Origin of the sequence: Bradyrhizobium sp. U531 (assembly GCF_051710265.1) — a bacterium.
Taxonomy (GTDB): domain Bacteria; phylum Pseudomonadota; class Alphaproteobacteria; order Rhizobiales; family Xanthobacteraceae; genus Bradyrhizobium.
In genome coordinates, this window is record NZ_JASVEN010000001.1 from 2,079,382 (window position 1) to 2,093,173 (window position 13,792).

Consider the following 13,792-nt stretch of genomic DNA (forward strand, 5'->3'; position numbering starts at 1 on the left):
AATATCAGTTGCGGGCATTTGCCCGCATCTTCTCCGGCGGCGCGGACCGTTGCAGGAAATCAGCGTCAGCGTCGGCCGATGGAATCAGGATTGCACGCTCGCGCGGCAGCGCCTCCGGCATCTCGTCGCGAATGAAGGCGACGAGCCGTTCCCTGACCTCGCAGCGCAAGTCCCAGGATTGCGGCGCGTTTCGCGCGCTGACCAGCGCCCGCAGTTCGATGGTGCGCGAGTCCGCGTCGATCACCTGGAGATTGACCACCGCCCCGTCCCAGAGCTTTGACTCCTTCACCGCCCCTTCCAGCCAGCGCCGGATCCGGGGGACGTCGGCGCGATAGTCGACGTGGAGCGCGATCACGCCGATCAGCGAAGCCGTGTCGCGGGTCCAGTTCTGGAACGGCTTCTCGATGAAATAGGACAGCGGCACCACCATGCGGCGCCAATCCCACAATCGGATCACCACATAGGTCGAGGCGATGTCCTCGACCCACCCCCACTCGTTCTCGATGATCACGGCGTCCTCAATGCGGATCGGCTGCGTGATCGCGATCTGCAGACCCGCGATCAGATTGCTCAGCAGCGGCCGCGCGGCAAGACCGACGATGATACCGGCCGCGCCGGCGGAGGCGAACAGGCTGACGCCGTATTGCCTCACCGAGTCGAACGTCATCAGCGCTGTTGATACCGTGATGATGACGATGATGGTGTCGGTGACGCGCTTGAACACCCGGACTTGCGTGACGTGCTTGCGCGCGACGAAGTTCTCGGTGACGTCGCGAAAGTTCTGCAGGTAGCGCGCGGCGCTCATGTCGACGATCCGGATCGAGATCCAGCCGATTAGAGCGATGACGGCCACGACGAACAGGCGCATCAAGGGCGTACGGATGTTGTCGTCGAGCGGCGCGAGCGGCAGGACCAGCGCAACGGCTGCCAGGCACAACGCAAGCTGGGCCGGGCCGGAGGTGCGTTCGATGAACACGCCTAAAAGCGGAAGACGGGTTCCAAAGGCCCGGTTCAGCAGCCATGTCGCGAGCCGGTAGACGGACAGCGCCAGCAGAATCGCGCCGACGACCAGGCTGAGGCCGACAAACCACGACGGTATCCACCCGAGCATCCTGTCGATGTCGGCCAAAAGGGCCTGCCAATTCATTGCTGTCCCCGCGCTTGCATTCACGTAGCGGGCTCAACGCCTTCCGGCCCGCTTCGCTCCCCCGCTCGGTGCAACGCAGCATTCCGCTGGTGCAACCGTCGCCGGATTGCGCTAATATTAGTGCATTCATGACTCGACGTAGCGGCAGCGCCGATCTTCCCTTGCACACCGGCCGGGTTCCGCCCTGGCTGGCCAGTCGCATGGCCTCGCTCGGCGCGATCGTCACGCAGGCGATCGTGCATCATTACGGCCGTGATGCATTTCTGCAGCGGCTGTCCCATCCCTTCTGGTTCCAGTCGTTCGGCGCCGTGATGGGAATGGACTGGCACTCCTCGGGCATCACGACCTCAGTGATCGGCGCACTGAAGCGCGGGCTCGGGCCGCTTCAGGACGAACTCGGGATCTACGTTTGCGGCGGCCGGGGCCAGCACTCGCGCAAGACGCCGGACGAGCTGATGCTGCTCGGGAATCGCGTCGGCCTCGACGGCGCAAAACTGACCCGCGCAAGCCGGCTGGTGGCGAAGGTCGACAGCGCGGCCGTGCAGGACGGCTTCGATCTCTATCTCCACGGCTTCTTCGTCACCGCCGACGGCAAATGGACGGTGGTGCAGCAGGGCATGAACGGCGACAAGCGGCAGGCTCGCCGCTATCACTGGCATTCCGAGGCGCTGAAGAGTTTCGTCGATACGCCGCACAGCGCGATCGACGGTCCCCAGCAGGGCGAGATCGTCAATCTCACCGACCATCGCGCCGATATCTCGCGCAGCGTGCAGCTCGATCTCCTCGGGGATCTCGGCCCCGATCGCATCGTCAGCGAATTCGAACGGCTCATCGGGACCGCGCCGGAGCCGGCACAGGCCATGCTGCCGCATCTGATCATGCCCGCGCATCACGATGTCAGGCCGAAGGACGTGTTCGCGCGCCGCCTGCACGGCACGCTCGCGGCCGCAGCCGAGCGCGGCCCTGTCGATTTCCCGGAGCTGCTGCTGACGCCCGGGGTCGGCGCCCGTACCGTGCGCTCGCTGGCGATGGTCGCAGAGGTCGTGCACGGCGCGCCCTATCGCTTCACGGACCCTGCGCGATTCTCGCTCGCACATGGCGGCAAGGACCGGCATCCCTACCCCGTCCCGATCAAGGTCTATGACGAGACCATCCGCGTGCTGAAAGGCGCGGTCCAGAACGCCAGGCTCGGGCGCGAAGAAGAGATGCAGGCGATGAAGCGGCTCGACGATCAGGCGCGGCGGCTGGAACGAACCGCGCGCGGGCCTTCCGTGGAGGCCTACATCGCCGGGGAACGCGCAGCCTCGCCCGATCTCGACGGCCGTTCCGTGTTCGGCTGGGAGCGCGATCTGGCGCAAGCAAAAAAGCAGACCGGCTGAACAGCGGTCCGCAAATTGGTCGCAAGCAACGCTCCATTTCCGAAGGCCAGTTGTCTTCAGCTCGCCGCAGTCAGCGAACGATCGATGCTCGCTTCGCTGCGCGCAGTTGCTCCTGTTCCGCGGCCCTCGGCCGTCACGGGAAGCGTCGTGATCGCGCGCAGGCCCGGCCGCCTGCGCCAGTGAACGTCAGCGGGATCGACGGCCAGGCCGAGTTTCGGCCATCGCACGAACAGCGCCTCCAGCGCACAGGCCGCCTCGATGCGCGCCAGCTGGTGCCCGAGGCAGAAATGGATTCCCGTTCCGAACGACAAGTGACGGTTCGGCTTGCGTTCGAGATCGAGCCTTTCAGGGCAATCATGCATCGCCGGATCCATGTTGGCCGCGGCGAGCATCACCATGACGCGATCGCCCTGCTTCAGGCGCACGCCTTCGACGTCGATGTCCCGCCGCACATAGCGCGGCTTGGAGAACTGCACGGGTGAGACGAAGCGCAGGAACTCCTCCACTGCGAGCCCAACCCGGCTCCAATCCTGCTCGAGCCAATCGCGCAAGTCGGGACGCCTGAGGAGCTCGTAGGCGGAGCCGCTGATGAGATGCGTGGTGGTCTCGGAACCGGCGGCCAGTAGCAGGAACACCATCGAGACCATCTCGTCGGGCGTGATCTCGCCGCCCTCGCGCTCGACCTGGATCAATTCGGCAATCAGGCCCTCGCCGCCCCTTTCACGCGCGATCTGCAATTGTCGTGCGAGATAGGCGCGCATCTTGCGGAACGCCCACAGCAGGCGGAAGAAGCTGAGGACGTTGGTCAACGAGGACATCTCGTTGGCCCAGGCGATGAATCTCGGACGGTCGGCTTGCGGCAGGCCCAGGAGCTCGGAGATCACCGCGAGCGGCAGGATGCGGGCGTAACGCTGGACGAGATCAGCCGGATTATCCTTCGCGAACAGCTCGTCAGCCAGACCGTCGGCGATGGCGCGGATGCGCGGCTCCATCGCGACGATCGCGCGGCGACGGAAGGCCTCGTCCACGATGCCGCGCAGCCTGGTGTGGTCAGGCTCGTCCATCGTCAGCATGTTGTTGGCGATGGTCCTCACATATCGCGGCATCCACCAGCGCAGGCCCGCGACGTCGCCATCCTCCTTGCGCAACGTGAAGGTCGCGCTGTCCTTCAGGACCGCGGCCGTCGCGTCATGTGTGGTGGTGATCCAGACATCGCCGACGAGAGGAAATCGCGTCGCGACCACGGGGCCGGACATGCGCAATGCCGCGATCGCCTTGGGCGGATCGCGAAAGAAGGCCTCGCTGGTGAAATCGAGGCGCGGTGTCATGGGATCACCGGTGTGATTGGTGGCGCGTCAACCAGATGGGATGCGGCACGGCCGGCGCAAGGGCCGGAACCGATGTGGTCTCGCGAGAGCGGACGCTTGAAACGCCCTATTCGCGTCCCGGCGAGCGGTGGCCGGTCTTGCGCTGCTGCTGCGTGTAGGAATCCCAATGGCTCCAACTGCCATTGCTGAGGCTCTGCATGTCAGTGCCGAGCGGACGTCGGGTACGCTTGTCATGATCGGCGATCACGCGCTCCGAAAGCGCGATCTTCCGCTTGAGTTCCGAGATGGTCTTCTGGGTCTGACCGTTCCGCTTCGACGAGGCGATCTCGCCCATCGTAAAGCGCGCGGTCTCCACCGCCTTCAACTCGGCGCGGTTCTTCTTCAACTGAACCCGGTGCCAGGCGATGTGGCTGTCGCTGTCCGCAACCATGTGGGAACTCCGCTGATTCGCTCCCACAGTGTATCAAGCGCCGAATCGGCGGGGCAACGCCCGCCGGGCGGCGAAAATACGGTCTTTCTGCGGGCTTAGCGCTCGGCGAAGGCCTTTTCGACCACGAATTGGGCAGGCTCGCCGTGGTTGCCCTCGACGAAGCCGCGCTCGCCCAGGAGCACGCGGGTGTCCGCAACCAGCGCCGGGCTGCCGCAGATCATGACGCGGTCATGGGCGGCTTCCAGCGCCGGCAGGCCGATGTCGCTGAACAGCTTGCCCGAGGTGATGAGGTCGGTGATGCGGCCGCGGTTGCGGAAGGGATCGCGGGTCACGGTCGGATAGTAGATCAGCTGGTTCTGGATGTACTCGCCGAGCAGCTCGTCCTTCGGCAGATGCTCGTTGATCATCTCGCCATAGGCAAGCTCCTTCACGTGCCGGCAGCCATGCAGCAGCACGACCTTCTCGAACCGCTCATAGGTCTCGGGGTCCTTGATCACGCTCAGGAACGGCGCAAGGCCGGTGCCCGTGCCGATGAGGTAGAGGTTGCGGCCCTCTTCCAGATTGTCGATGACGAGCGTGCCGGTGGCCTTGCGGCTGACGATAATCTCGTCGCCTTCCCTGAGGTGCTGAAGGCGCGAGGTCAGCGGGCCGTCCGGCACCTTGATCGAGAAGAACTCGAGGGTGTCCTCGTAATTGGCGCTGGCGACGCTGTAGGCCCGCAGCAACGGCTTCTCGCCGACCTTGAGCCCGATCATGGTGAATTCGCCGTTGCGGAAACGGAAGGTCGGGCTGCGGGTGGTCTTGAAGGAGAACAGCGTGTCGGTCCAGTGATGGACGCTCAAAACGCTTTCCTGATTGAAATTGCTCATCTCACCTTCCCTGTCGCTTCCAATGCGGTTCCGAGGCGGGCAGCTATGCGTCGTTTGTACACGATCATTCGTATACTAATGAATAATCCTGCTTGATCCCGCGGTCAAGGCTGCCCAAGATCGGAAGCGTTGCAGTTAGGAATAAGGAGCCCCTTCCATGGCGCATGACGCCCCCCAGGCCACCGGACCTTCGAAGCTCGTGATCCGGAATATCGGCCTGATCCTGTCCGGCGCCCTGGAAAAGCCGATCCTGGACGGCGACACCATCGTCGCCGAGAACGGCAAGATCACCGCGATCGGCCGTTACAAGGACCTCGACACCGAAGGCGCGACCACCATCGTCGATGCCAACGGCACCACGGTCACGCCCGGCCTGATCGACAGCCATGTCCACCCCGTCGCGGGCGACTGGACGCCCCGCCAGAACCAGATCGGCTGGATCGACAGCTCGCTCCATGGCGGCATCACCACCATGATCTCGGCGGGCGAGGTCCACATGCCCGGCCGTCCCCGCGACGTCGTCGGCCTCAAGGCGATGGCGATTTTCGCCCAGCGCGCGTTCTGGACGCTTCGTCCGGGCGGCGTGAAGGTTCACGCCGGCGCGCCGGTGATCGAATGCGAAATGGTCGAGGAAGACTTCAAGGAGATGGCCGCCGCCGGCGTCAAGCTGCTCGGCGAAGTCGGCCTCGGCGGCGTCAAGGACGGCCCGACCGCCCGCAAGATGGTCGGCTGGGCCCGTAAATACGGCATCCAGAGCACGATCCACACCGGCGGCCCCTCGATCCCCGGCTCCGGCCTGATCGATAAGGACGTCGTGCTGGAGGCCGACACCGACGTGGTCGGCCACATCAATGGCGGCCACACTGCCCTGCCCGACGACCAGATCCGCTGCATCTGCGAGGGCTGCAAGCGCGGGCTCGAGATCGTTCACAACGGCAACGAGCGGTCGGCGCTCTACACGCTGCGCATCGCACGCGAGATGAACGAGCTGCATCGCGTGATCCTCGGCACCGACGGGCCGGCCGGCTCCGGCGTGCAGCCGCTCGGCATCCTGCGCATGGTCTCGATGCTGTCCTCGATCGGCGAATTGCCGGCCGAGATCGCGTTCTGCCTCGCCACCGGCAACACCGCGCGGATGCGGCAGCTCGATTGCGGCGTGATCGAAGTCGGCCGCGCCGCGGATTTCGTCATCATGGACAAGGCCCAGCATTCGCCGGGCAAGAACATCCTGGAGAGCGTGCGGCTCGGCGACCTCCCCGGCATCGGCATGACCATCATCGACGGCATCGTGCGCACCCAGCGCAGCCGCAACACCCCGCCGGCCGGCCGGGTGCCGGAGGTGGTGGCGAAGTGACGCAGCCGGAGCGGCGCGCCGCTCCGCATCGTCGCTTGGAGGCGTTGAACAAGTCTTTGGCCTCAAGCGTCTAACGCAGGCAGCCCTCGGCGGCGGCAGTTCATTGCTGGACCTTCGAGGGAGACATGAAGAACTCATCACGGATCGCCGTCGGCGTTTTGGGCGCTGTTGCGGGCTATGTCGCGAGCTTCGTGCTGCTGTCCCTGTTCGATTTCGGCAACCGCGCGGATCCCATCACGTCGGGGTTACTGGGGCTGTTCGTCTACGCCCCCATCGGCGCGATCGGCGGCGCGGTGTTGGCCAGCTGGCTGGTGACGAGGCCGGGAAAAGACGCGAGCAACGAAAGCGTTGCGCGCAACAGCCTGAAGTCGCTCGGCGTCGTCGCCCTGCTCTGCGTTGCCGGCATCGCCGTTTACCTCGGCCTTGCCTACATGACGGCCACGCCCTGGCTGAACAGGAACGGCGCCAATCCCCTGCTGCTGTTCGAGGTGCGCTTTCCGGCCGCCATCAAGGTGCCGGCGTCAGCGCAAGGCATCACCATCGAGCTGCAGACCGACCTCAACACCATGCCGGGCGAACTCAACCCGGCCGGTTTCCATCGTGATGGCGAACAGCCTGTCATCGCGGGCGAAGTCGAGCTGGCCTTCCGCACCTCGCACCGGCAGCTTGCCGTCAACATCGAGGGGCAGCCGAGCCGGGTCTATCCGATCGGGCTGTCGGCCCGGGCCCCGCATGCGCCGGAGTTTGGCACGTGGCGGCGCATCGACGACGGCAGCGAAATCCGCTACCGGGCCAAATGGCCGGGCAAGACCTAGGCCCCGAAGATCAGCGCTTCTTCGCGATCTCACAGCGCACGTAAGTCTGGCGCCTGGCTTGCCCGACCGGGCCGTTGTCCATCACCAGCTTGCCGTCCGCCGCGATGGAGACGCGCGGATTAGAGCGAAACTTCTGGCCTTCGCCCTCGCAGGCGAGCTTCATTTTCCAGCCGAGCTTACCGTCGGCCGTGATCTCGCTGGCGCGGCACCGCGTCTCGTACCAGTACAGCCGGTTGCTGCCTTCGATGCTCATGCGGTTCGGACTGTCGTCGTCGCGACAGTCCTTTTTGGTCGATGCCCAGAAGCCTTCATAAGGCTGCGCGGCAAAGGCGGGCGCGCATTGGCCGGCGAGCGCCACACCGAAACCCAGGACGAATGCAAACCGCGTCGCCGTTCTCATGAAAAAACCTCGATGACGTCCTCATCGAGGTTAGTCGCCAATCCCCGCACCGCGTTCAACTGCCGTAGGGTGGGCAAAGGCGCGCAGCGCCGTACCCACGATCTCGCCCTGACCGCAAAAGGTGGTGGGCACGCTTAGCTTTGCCCGGCGAGTTCTTCACCGCAGCTTGCTGAGCAGCGCCATCAGCATCTCGCGCTCCCTGGCGTCGAGCGGCGCCAGAGTCTCGCGGGTGATGGCGAGCGCGTTCGGTGCGACCTTCTCCGCAAGCTGCTGGCCGGCCCGCGTCAGGCTCACCAGCAGCCGCCGTCCGTCCTCTGGATCCTGGCTGGTCTCGGTCAGGCCGCGTGCCGTCAGGCGGTCGATCACGCCCTTGATGGTCGCGACATCCATCGCGGTCAGCCGGCCGAGCTGGTTCTGCGAGCACGGCCCGGTCTCGGCGAGCTTCGACAGCGCCGCCCATTGCGTCGGCGTCAGATTGGTGCCGATATCGCGGGAGAAGATCGAGCTGTGGCGCTGCCAGACCTGGCGCAGGATGAAGCCGACCTGCTCGTCGAGCACGTAGGACGATTTGGCCGGCTTGACGCCCTTCTTCACCGCAACGCTTCTCGCCATCCGTCCCCCGCCTCTCACAACGACAGATGCGCGTCGCGGATGTCCGGACGCGCGTCGAGCTCGGCCATGGTGCCGCCGAAGCAGATACGGCCGCGCTCGATGATGTAGGCGCGGTCGGAGATCAACCGCGCGAAATGCAGATTCTGCTCGGAGACCACGATGCTTACGCCCTCCTTCTTCATGGTCAGGATGGCATCGACCATCTGCTCCACGATCTTCGGCGACAGCCCTTCCGAGGGCTCGTCGAGCAGCACCAGCGACGGATTGCCCATCAGCGTGCGCGCGATGGTGAGCATCTGCTGCTCGCCGCCGCTCATGCGCCCGCCCGGACGGTTCTTCATCTCGCCGAGGTTGGGAAACAGCGTAAACAGCTTCTCGCGGGTCCAATACGGCGCGTTCGGACGCTTGGGCTGCTTGCCGACTTCGAGATTTTCCTCGACGGTCAGATCGGTGAAGATGCGCCGCTCCTCCGGCACATAGCCGAGCCCCTCGCGCACGATCTCGTGCGTCGGCCTTGTCGAGACGTCCTTGCCCTCGAACATGATGCGGCCGGTCCGCTGCGCGACCAGCCCGACGATCGAGCGGAAGGTCGTCGACTTGCCGGCGCCGTTGCGCCCGAGCAACGCGACCACCTCGCCCTGGTCGACCTCGAAGCCGATGTCGAACAGGATATGCGCCGGGCCGTAATGGCTGTTGAGCCCCTCGACGGTCAGCTTCATGCCGATGCTCCCTCGCGATGGCGGGCATCGTAGACGAGGCCCTCGCCGAGATAGACCGCCTGCACCTGCGGATTGCCGCGCACTTCGGCCGGCGAACCCTCTGCGATCAGCGAGCCGCGATTGAGCACGAGGATGCGGTCGGCATGCTCGAACACCACGTCCATGTCGTGCTCGGTGAAGAGCACACCGATCGACTTTTCCCGCGCGATCTGCGCCGTAAGCCGCATCAGGTCGACGCGCTCGCGCGGCGCCATGCCGGCGGTCGGCTCGTCCATCAACAAGAGCTTCGGCTGGTTGGCGAGCGCCACCGCAAGCTCGAGCCGCTTGAGGTCGCCATAGGCGAGCTCGCCGCAGGGACGATCGGCATAGCCGCCCATGCCGACCAGTTCGAGCAGACGGCCGGCCTCGGCACGGTCGAACTTCGGCGCCGAGCCGAACAGGTTGAACAGCTGCTTGCCGTGCGAGATCAGCGCGACCTGCACGTTCTCGCGCACGGTCATGGTGGCGAAGGTCGCGGTGATCTGGAACGTGCGCCCGACGCCGAGCCGCCAGACCTCGCGCGGCTTCCTGCCGGTGATCTCTTCACCAAGCAGGCGGACGTGGCCTGTATCGGGCCTGTTCTGGCCGTTGAGCATGTCGAAACAGGTGCTCTTGCCCGCGCCGTTCGGCCCGATCAGCGCCAGGATCTCGCCGGCGCGCAACGAGAACGACACGCCGCGCACGGCGTGGATGCCGCCATAGGATTTGGTCAGACCTTCGACCGCAAGAAGTGGGGGTGCAACGCTCATTCGGCGGACTCGATCGGCTTGGCGAGCAGAGATGATCCTGGCGGCGAGGACTTCCTGCGCCGTTGCGCCAGCATTTCCAGCATGCCGACGATGCCCTTGGGGAAGACGACGACGATCAGCATGATGAAGCCGCCGAGCACGAGCTTCGACAGGTCGGTCTGGCTTATCAGCCAGATGCTCAGCGCCTTGTAGACGATGGCGCCGATCACCGCGCCCGACACCGTCTCGACACCGCCGAGCAGCACCATGACCAGTGCATCGACGGAGAGCGAGATGCCGAGATTGTCGGGGAACACACTGCCCTTCAGATACGCGAACAGCGCGCCGCCGATGCCGGCCGTCGTACCCGCGATCACGAAGGCCGTCCACTGGATCCGCTTGGCGTTGATGCCGACCGCTTCACTGCGCAGCAGCGAGTCGCGCGTGGCCCGGAGCGCGTAGCCGAACGGCGAGAACACCATGGCCCGCAGCGCGACGGTCACCAGCGCCGCAACGCCGAGCGCCAGCCAGTAGAAGTGCGACGGGCTTGCCGCCCAGCTCGAAGGCCAGACGCCCAATATGCCGTTGTCACCGCCGGTGACACTCACCCACTGGAACGCAATCGACCAGACGATCTGCGCGAAGGCGAGCGTCAGCATCGCGAAATAGACGCCGGAGAGCTGCACGGCGAAGAAGCCGAACACGGCAGCGCCCATGCAGCCGAGCAGCGGGCCGAGCAGCAGACAGACGATCATCGGCAGCCCCGCCATCTTGGCGAGGAACGCGACGCCGTAGGCGCCGAGGCCGAAATAGGCGGCATGGCCGAACGAGGCGAGCCCGCCGACCGACATCAGGAAGTGCAGGCTGACGGCGAAGATCACGAAGATCGCGATCTCCGAGCCGACGGTCAGTGCGTAATTGCCGGCGAACAGCGGCAGCATCGCCGCGACGACGAGTGCAGCCAGCGCCGCGAGCCGCTCGTTCGATGTCAGCGGACGCCACGGATTGACGGTGAGACCCGGCGTCTTGCGCGCGGCGGCCTCCGGCTTGCCGAACAGGCCCCAGGGCCGGACGATCAGCACCACCGCCATCACCAGGAAGACCAGGATGATGGAAATCTTCGGGAAGATCAGGATGCCGAAGGCATTGAGCTCGGAGACCAGCACGGCCGCGACGAAGGCGCCGATGATGCTGCCGAGGCCGCCGATCACGACGACGACAAAGACCTCGACGATGATGCGCAGATCCATCGCATGATGGACGGCATCGCGCGGAATCTGCAGCGCGCCGCCGAGCGCCGCGAGAAAGACGCCGACTGCGAACACCGAGGTGAACAGCCATTTCTGGTTCACGCCAAGCGCTGCGACCATGTCGCGGTCCTGCGTCGCAGCCCGCACCAGCACGCCCCAGCGCGTGCGCTGGAACAACAGCCAGAGGACGCCGAGCACGACGGGTCCCAGCACGATCAGGAACAGATCGTAGCTCGGGATGTTCTGGCCGAAGAAATCGACCGCGCCCTTGAGGCCCGGAGCCCGGCGGCCGACGAGATCGTCCGGCCCCCAGATCAGCACCACGAGGTCCTCGACCATCAAGGTCAGGCCGAAGGTCGCGAGCAGCTGGAACAGCTCGGGGGCATGATAGATGCGGCGCAGCAGCACCATCTCGACCAGCACGCCGATCAGCGCCACCGCGAGCGCGGCCAGCACGATGCTGCCCCAGAAGCCAAACGCGCCCGAGAGCCGCTCGGTCAACGTGAAGGCGATATAGGCGCCGATCATGTAGAAGGCGCCATGCGCGAAATTCACGATCCGCGTCACGCCGAAGATGATCGACAGGCCCGACGCCACCAGGAACAGCGACGCCGCGCTGGCGAGACCGGTCAGAAACTGTACGACGTAAAAGGCCATCGGCGGTCCGGGTTAGTGTTGCATGCCGCGGCATGCGAGGCTTGGTTCACCTCTCCCCGCCTGCGGGGAGAGGTCGAATTGCGAAGCAATTCGGGTGAGGGGGAGTCTCCGCGAGTCCTTTGTCACCTCCCTCGCGGAGGCTCCCCCTCACCCCGACCCTCTCCCCGCAAGCGGGGCGAGGGAGAAGAAAGACATCAATCCTTCGGACGCAGCTTCTCGACTTCGGCATCGCCAGGCAGATAGTCCGAGCCCTTCTTGTAGGACGAATCCACCATCACGCCCTTGCCGTCCTTCAGCGCGGTCTTGCCGACATAGGCGCCGAGCGTCGACTGGTGATCGATCTTGCGGAAGGTGATCTCGCCGAACGGAGACGGTACCGAGAGGCCTTCGGCCGCCGCGATCAGCTTTTCCGGATCGGTCGAGCCGGCCTTGGCGAGAATGGCGGCCGCCGACTTGATGGTCTGGTAACCGACGATCGAGCCGAGGCGCGGATAGTCGTTGTACTTGGCCTGGTAGGCCTTCAGGAACGCATCATGCTCGGGGGTCTTGATCGAGTACCAGGGATAGCCGGTGACGATCCAGCCCTCGGGCGTCTCGTCCTTGAGCGGATCGAGATATTCGGGCTCACCGGTCAGGAACGAGACGACCTCGCGCCCCTTGAACAGGCCACGGGTGTTGCCCTCGCGCACGAGCTTGACGAGGTCGGCGCCGAACGTGACGTTGAGGATCGCTTCGGGATTGGCGGCGGCAACCGCCTGCACCACCGGACCCGCATCGATCTTGCCCTGCGGCGGCCATTGCTCGTCGACCCACTGAATGTCGGGGCGCTTCTCCGACATCAGCTTCTTGAACACTGCGACCGCCGACTGGCCGTATTCGTAGTTCGGCGCGATCGTCGCCCAGCGCTTGGCCGGCAGCTTCGAAGCCGCCTCGACCAGCATCGCCGCCTGCATGTAGTTGGAGGGGCGCAGGCGGAAGGTGTATTTGTTGCCCTTCGACCACGTAATGGCGTCCGTCAGCGGCTCGGCCGCGAGGAAGAACACCTTCTTCTGGTTGGCGAAGTCGCTGACGGCGAGGCCGATGTTCGAGAGGAACGTGCCGGTGAGCATCGCGACGCCCTCGCTCGAGACGAGCTCGTTGGCCGCGGTCTGCGCGTCCGCCGGCTTGCCGCCGTCGTCCTTGGAGATGACGACGAGCTTCTTGCCGTTGATGCCGCCGGCCGCATTGACCTCCTCGACCGCGAGCTGCCAGCCCTTGCGGTAGGGTTCGGTGAACGCCGGCAGCAGCGAATAGCTGTTGATCTCGCCGATCTTGATGTCCTGCGCCAGGGCCGCATGACCCATGCCGCCCGCCACAAGCGCGAAGGCCGCGCCCACAAAATAGTTTCTCGCTCGCATCCCAACCTCCAGTTTTGAACTCTACGTCTTCAGCGTGATCTTGTCGGGAAAGCCGTGTCCGCCTCCCCGGTTCAAACCCTATCTCAAACCGTCCTCGCCCTTGACCTCCGCGACCGTCAGACCGCCGACGCGCGGCAGCGGCCGGCCGCTGTCGGTGACGGCGACCGCGACCATGATCTCGTTGGCGCGCGGTGCGTCGTTGATCTGCACCTCCATGCCGTCGAAATGGCTGCGGACGAAGGCCGCGTCCTTATGCCCCAAGGGAATGTCCAGCGTCGTGCCGGGACCGCTACGCTTCTTCGAGGACGGGATCAGCGCCGCGCCTTTGCTCAGAACCTTGCGGACCGGCGCGCCCATCTTCGGATGCAGGATCGCAGCCGCATGTTCCAGCTCGCCGTTCTCGCCGACGGCGGCGGCCTTGCCATAGCTCTGCGCCTTCGCGCCATCGATGCCGAGCGCAGCCACCGCGCGCTTCGACAGCAGCTCGCCGAGCTCCTCGCCGATCGCGATCAGCGGCGACAGGTCCTCGACATATTTGCCGGCAAAGGGATTTTCGATGACGGCGATCGCCGCCGCGCGCCGGGTCGGCGGCGACACCTGCCGGCCCATCTCCATCTGCGTCTCTTCGACGACGGTGACGATCTTGCGGATGATCGCGCTCATGTTTC

14 protein-coding genes are annotated in these 13,792 nt (G+C 65.4%); 3 read left to right on the forward strand and 11 right to left on the reverse strand.

Going from position 1 to position 13,792, the window contains the following annotated elements:
- Positions 1 to 4: 4 nt before the first annotated feature.
- On the reverse strand, positions 5 to 1,147 hold the full coding sequence (locus QRQ56_RS10270) for a mechanosensitive ion channel family protein (RefSeq protein WP_438739510.1): 1,143 nt from the start codon (positions 1,145 to 1,147) through the stop codon (positions 5 to 7).
- A gap of 128 nt (positions 1,148 to 1,275) precedes the next feature.
- On the opposite strand from QRQ56_RS10270, the gene QRQ56_RS10275 reads away from it, so the two are divergent.
- Positions 1,276 to 2,526 carry a DUF763 domain-containing protein gene (locus QRQ56_RS10275; RefSeq protein ID WP_438739511.1) on the forward strand — a complete coding sequence of 417 codons (1,251 nt, stop codon included), beginning with the start codon at positions 1,276 to 1,278 and terminating at the stop codon, positions 2,524 to 2,526.
- A 56-nt stretch (positions 2,527 to 2,582) separates the two neighbouring features.
- Here QRQ56_RS10275 and QRQ56_RS10280 read toward each other — a convergent pair whose 3' ends face one another.
- From QRQ56_RS10280 to QRQ56_RS10290, 3 genes are all read right to left on the reverse strand, one after another.
- Entirely contained in the window at positions 2,583 to 3,854 is a 1,272-nt protein-coding gene (locus QRQ56_RS10280; protein WP_438739512.1) for a cytochrome P450, read from the reverse strand.
- A 106-nt stretch (positions 3,855 to 3,960) separates the two neighbouring features.
- Positions 3,961 to 4,284 carry a hypothetical protein gene (locus QRQ56_RS10285; RefSeq protein ID WP_438739514.1) on the reverse strand — a complete coding sequence of 108 codons (324 nt, stop codon included), beginning with the start codon at positions 4,282 to 4,284 and terminating at the stop codon, positions 3,961 to 3,963.
- A 95-nt stretch (positions 4,285 to 4,379) separates the two neighbouring features.
- Positions 4,380 to 5,153, reverse strand: a complete 774-nt coding sequence (locus QRQ56_RS10290) for a ferredoxin--NADP reductase (protein ID WP_438739515.1) — start codon at positions 5,151 to 5,153, stop codon at positions 4,380 to 4,382.
- Positions 5,154 to 5,310: 157 nt separating this feature from the next.
- On the opposite strand from QRQ56_RS10290, the gene QRQ56_RS10295 reads away from it, so the two are divergent.
- Positions 5,311 to 6,507 carry an amidohydrolase family protein gene (locus tag QRQ56_RS10295; protein ID WP_438739517.1) on the forward strand — a complete coding sequence of 399 codons (1,197 nt, stop codon included), beginning with the start codon at positions 5,311 to 5,313 and terminating at the stop codon, positions 6,505 to 6,507.
- A 125-nt stretch (positions 6,508 to 6,632) separates the two neighbouring features.
- On the forward strand, positions 6,633 to 7,322 hold the full coding sequence (locus QRQ56_RS10300) for a hypothetical protein (protein ID WP_438739519.1): 690 nt from the start codon (positions 6,633 to 6,635) through the stop codon (positions 7,320 to 7,322).
- Between the two features lie 10 nt (positions 7,323 to 7,332).
- On the opposite strand, the gene QRQ56_RS10305 is transcribed toward QRQ56_RS10300, so the two are convergent.
- The 7 genes from QRQ56_RS10305 to QRQ56_RS10335 all read right to left on the reverse strand — a co-directional run bounded on the left by QRQ56_RS10305 (position 7,333) and on the right by QRQ56_RS10335 (position 13,787).
- Entirely contained in the window at positions 7,333 to 7,722 is a 390-nt protein-coding gene (locus QRQ56_RS10305; protein WP_438739521.1) for a hypothetical protein, read from the reverse strand.
- Between the two features lie 156 nt (positions 7,723 to 7,878).
- The gene (locus tag QRQ56_RS10310) at positions 7,879 to 8,334 is read right to left on the reverse strand and encodes a MarR family winged helix-turn-helix transcriptional regulator (protein WP_438739522.1); all 456 of its coding nucleotides are present in this window, start codon (positions 8,332 to 8,334) and stop codon (positions 7,879 to 7,881) included.
- 14 nt (positions 8,335 to 8,348) lie between these two features.
- Positions 8,349 to 9,053, reverse strand: a complete 705-nt coding sequence (locus QRQ56_RS10315; RefSeq protein WP_438739524.1) for an ABC transporter ATP-binding protein — start codon at positions 9,051 to 9,053, stop codon at positions 8,349 to 8,351.
- Entirely contained in the window at positions 9,050 to 9,841 is a 792-nt protein-coding gene (locus QRQ56_RS10320) for an ABC transporter ATP-binding protein (RefSeq protein WP_438739525.1), read from the reverse strand. Before QRQ56_RS10320 ends, QRQ56_RS10315 begins: the two co-directional genes overlap by 4 nt.
- Complete coding sequence (locus QRQ56_RS10325) at positions 9,838 to 11,727, reverse strand: ABC transporter permease (protein WP_438739527.1); 1,890 nt, start codon at positions 11,725 to 11,727, stop codon at positions 9,838 to 9,840. Before QRQ56_RS10325 ends, QRQ56_RS10320 begins: the two co-directional genes overlap by 4 nt.
- Positions 11,728 to 11,921: 194 nt before the next feature.
- Positions 11,922 to 13,124 carry an ABC transporter substrate-binding protein gene (locus tag QRQ56_RS10330; protein ID WP_438739529.1) on the reverse strand — a complete coding sequence of 401 codons (1,203 nt, stop codon included), beginning with the start codon at positions 13,122 to 13,124 and terminating at the stop codon, positions 11,922 to 11,924.
- 78 nt (positions 13,125 to 13,202) lie between these two features.
- Positions 13,203 to 13,787: an amino acid synthesis family protein gene (locus QRQ56_RS10335; RefSeq protein ID WP_027557295.1), complete on the reverse strand. Its 585-nt coding sequence runs from the start codon at positions 13,785 to 13,787 to the stop codon at positions 13,203 to 13,205.
- Between the last annotated feature and the right edge of the window lie 5 nt (positions 13,788 to 13,792).

Excerpts from the sequence above, each read along its gene's own strand:
- QRQ56_RS10270 (WP_438739510.1), bottom strand. The coding sequence starts at position 1,147 with ATGAATTGGCAGGCCCTTTTGGCCGACATCGACAGGATGCTCGGGTGG.
- QRQ56_RS10275 (WP_438739511.1), top strand. The coding sequence starts at position 1,276 with ATGACTCGACGTAGCGGCAGCGCCGATCTTCCCTTGCACACCGGCCGG.
- QRQ56_RS10280 (WP_438739512.1), bottom strand. The coding sequence starts at position 3,854 with ATGACACCGCGCCTCGATTTCACCAGCGAGGCCTTCTTTCGCGATCCG.
- QRQ56_RS10285 (WP_438739514.1), bottom strand. The coding sequence starts at position 4,284 with ATGGTTGCGGACAGCGACAGCCACATCGCCTGGCACCGGGTTCAGTTG.
- QRQ56_RS10290 (WP_438739515.1), bottom strand. The coding sequence starts at position 5,153 with ATGAGCAATTTCAATCAGGAAAGCGTTTTGAGCGTCCATCACTGGACC.
- QRQ56_RS10295 (WP_438739517.1), top strand. The coding sequence starts at position 5,311 with ATGGCGCATGACGCCCCCCAGGCCACCGGACCTTCGAAGCTCGTGATC.
- QRQ56_RS10300 (WP_438739519.1), top strand. The coding sequence starts at position 6,633 with ATGAAGAACTCATCACGGATCGCCGTCGGCGTTTTGGGCGCTGTTGCG.
- QRQ56_RS10305 (WP_438739521.1), bottom strand. The coding sequence starts at position 7,722 with ATGAGAACGGCGACGCGGTTTGCATTCGTCCTGGGTTTCGGTGTGGCG.
- QRQ56_RS10310 (WP_438739522.1), bottom strand. The coding sequence starts at position 8,334 with ATGGCGAGAAGCGTTGCGGTGAAGAAGGGCGTCAAGCCGGCCAAATCG.
- QRQ56_RS10315 (WP_438739524.1), bottom strand. The coding sequence starts at position 9,053 with ATGAAGCTGACCGTCGAGGGGCTCAACAGCCATTACGGCCCGGCGCAT.
- QRQ56_RS10320 (WP_438739525.1), bottom strand. The coding sequence starts at position 9,841 with ATGAGCGTTGCACCCCCACTTCTTGCGGTCGAAGGTCTGACCAAATCC.
- QRQ56_RS10325 (WP_438739527.1), bottom strand. The coding sequence starts at position 11,727 with ATGGCCTTTTACGTCGTACAGTTTCTGACCGGTCTCGCCAGCGCGGCG.
- QRQ56_RS10330 (WP_438739529.1), bottom strand. The coding sequence starts at position 13,124 with ATGCGAGCGAGAAACTATTTTGTGGGCGCGGCCTTCGCGCTTGTGGCG.
- QRQ56_RS10335 (WP_027557295.1), bottom strand. The coding sequence starts at position 13,787 with ATGAGCGCGATCATCCGCAAGATCGTCACCGTCGTCGAAGAGACGCAG.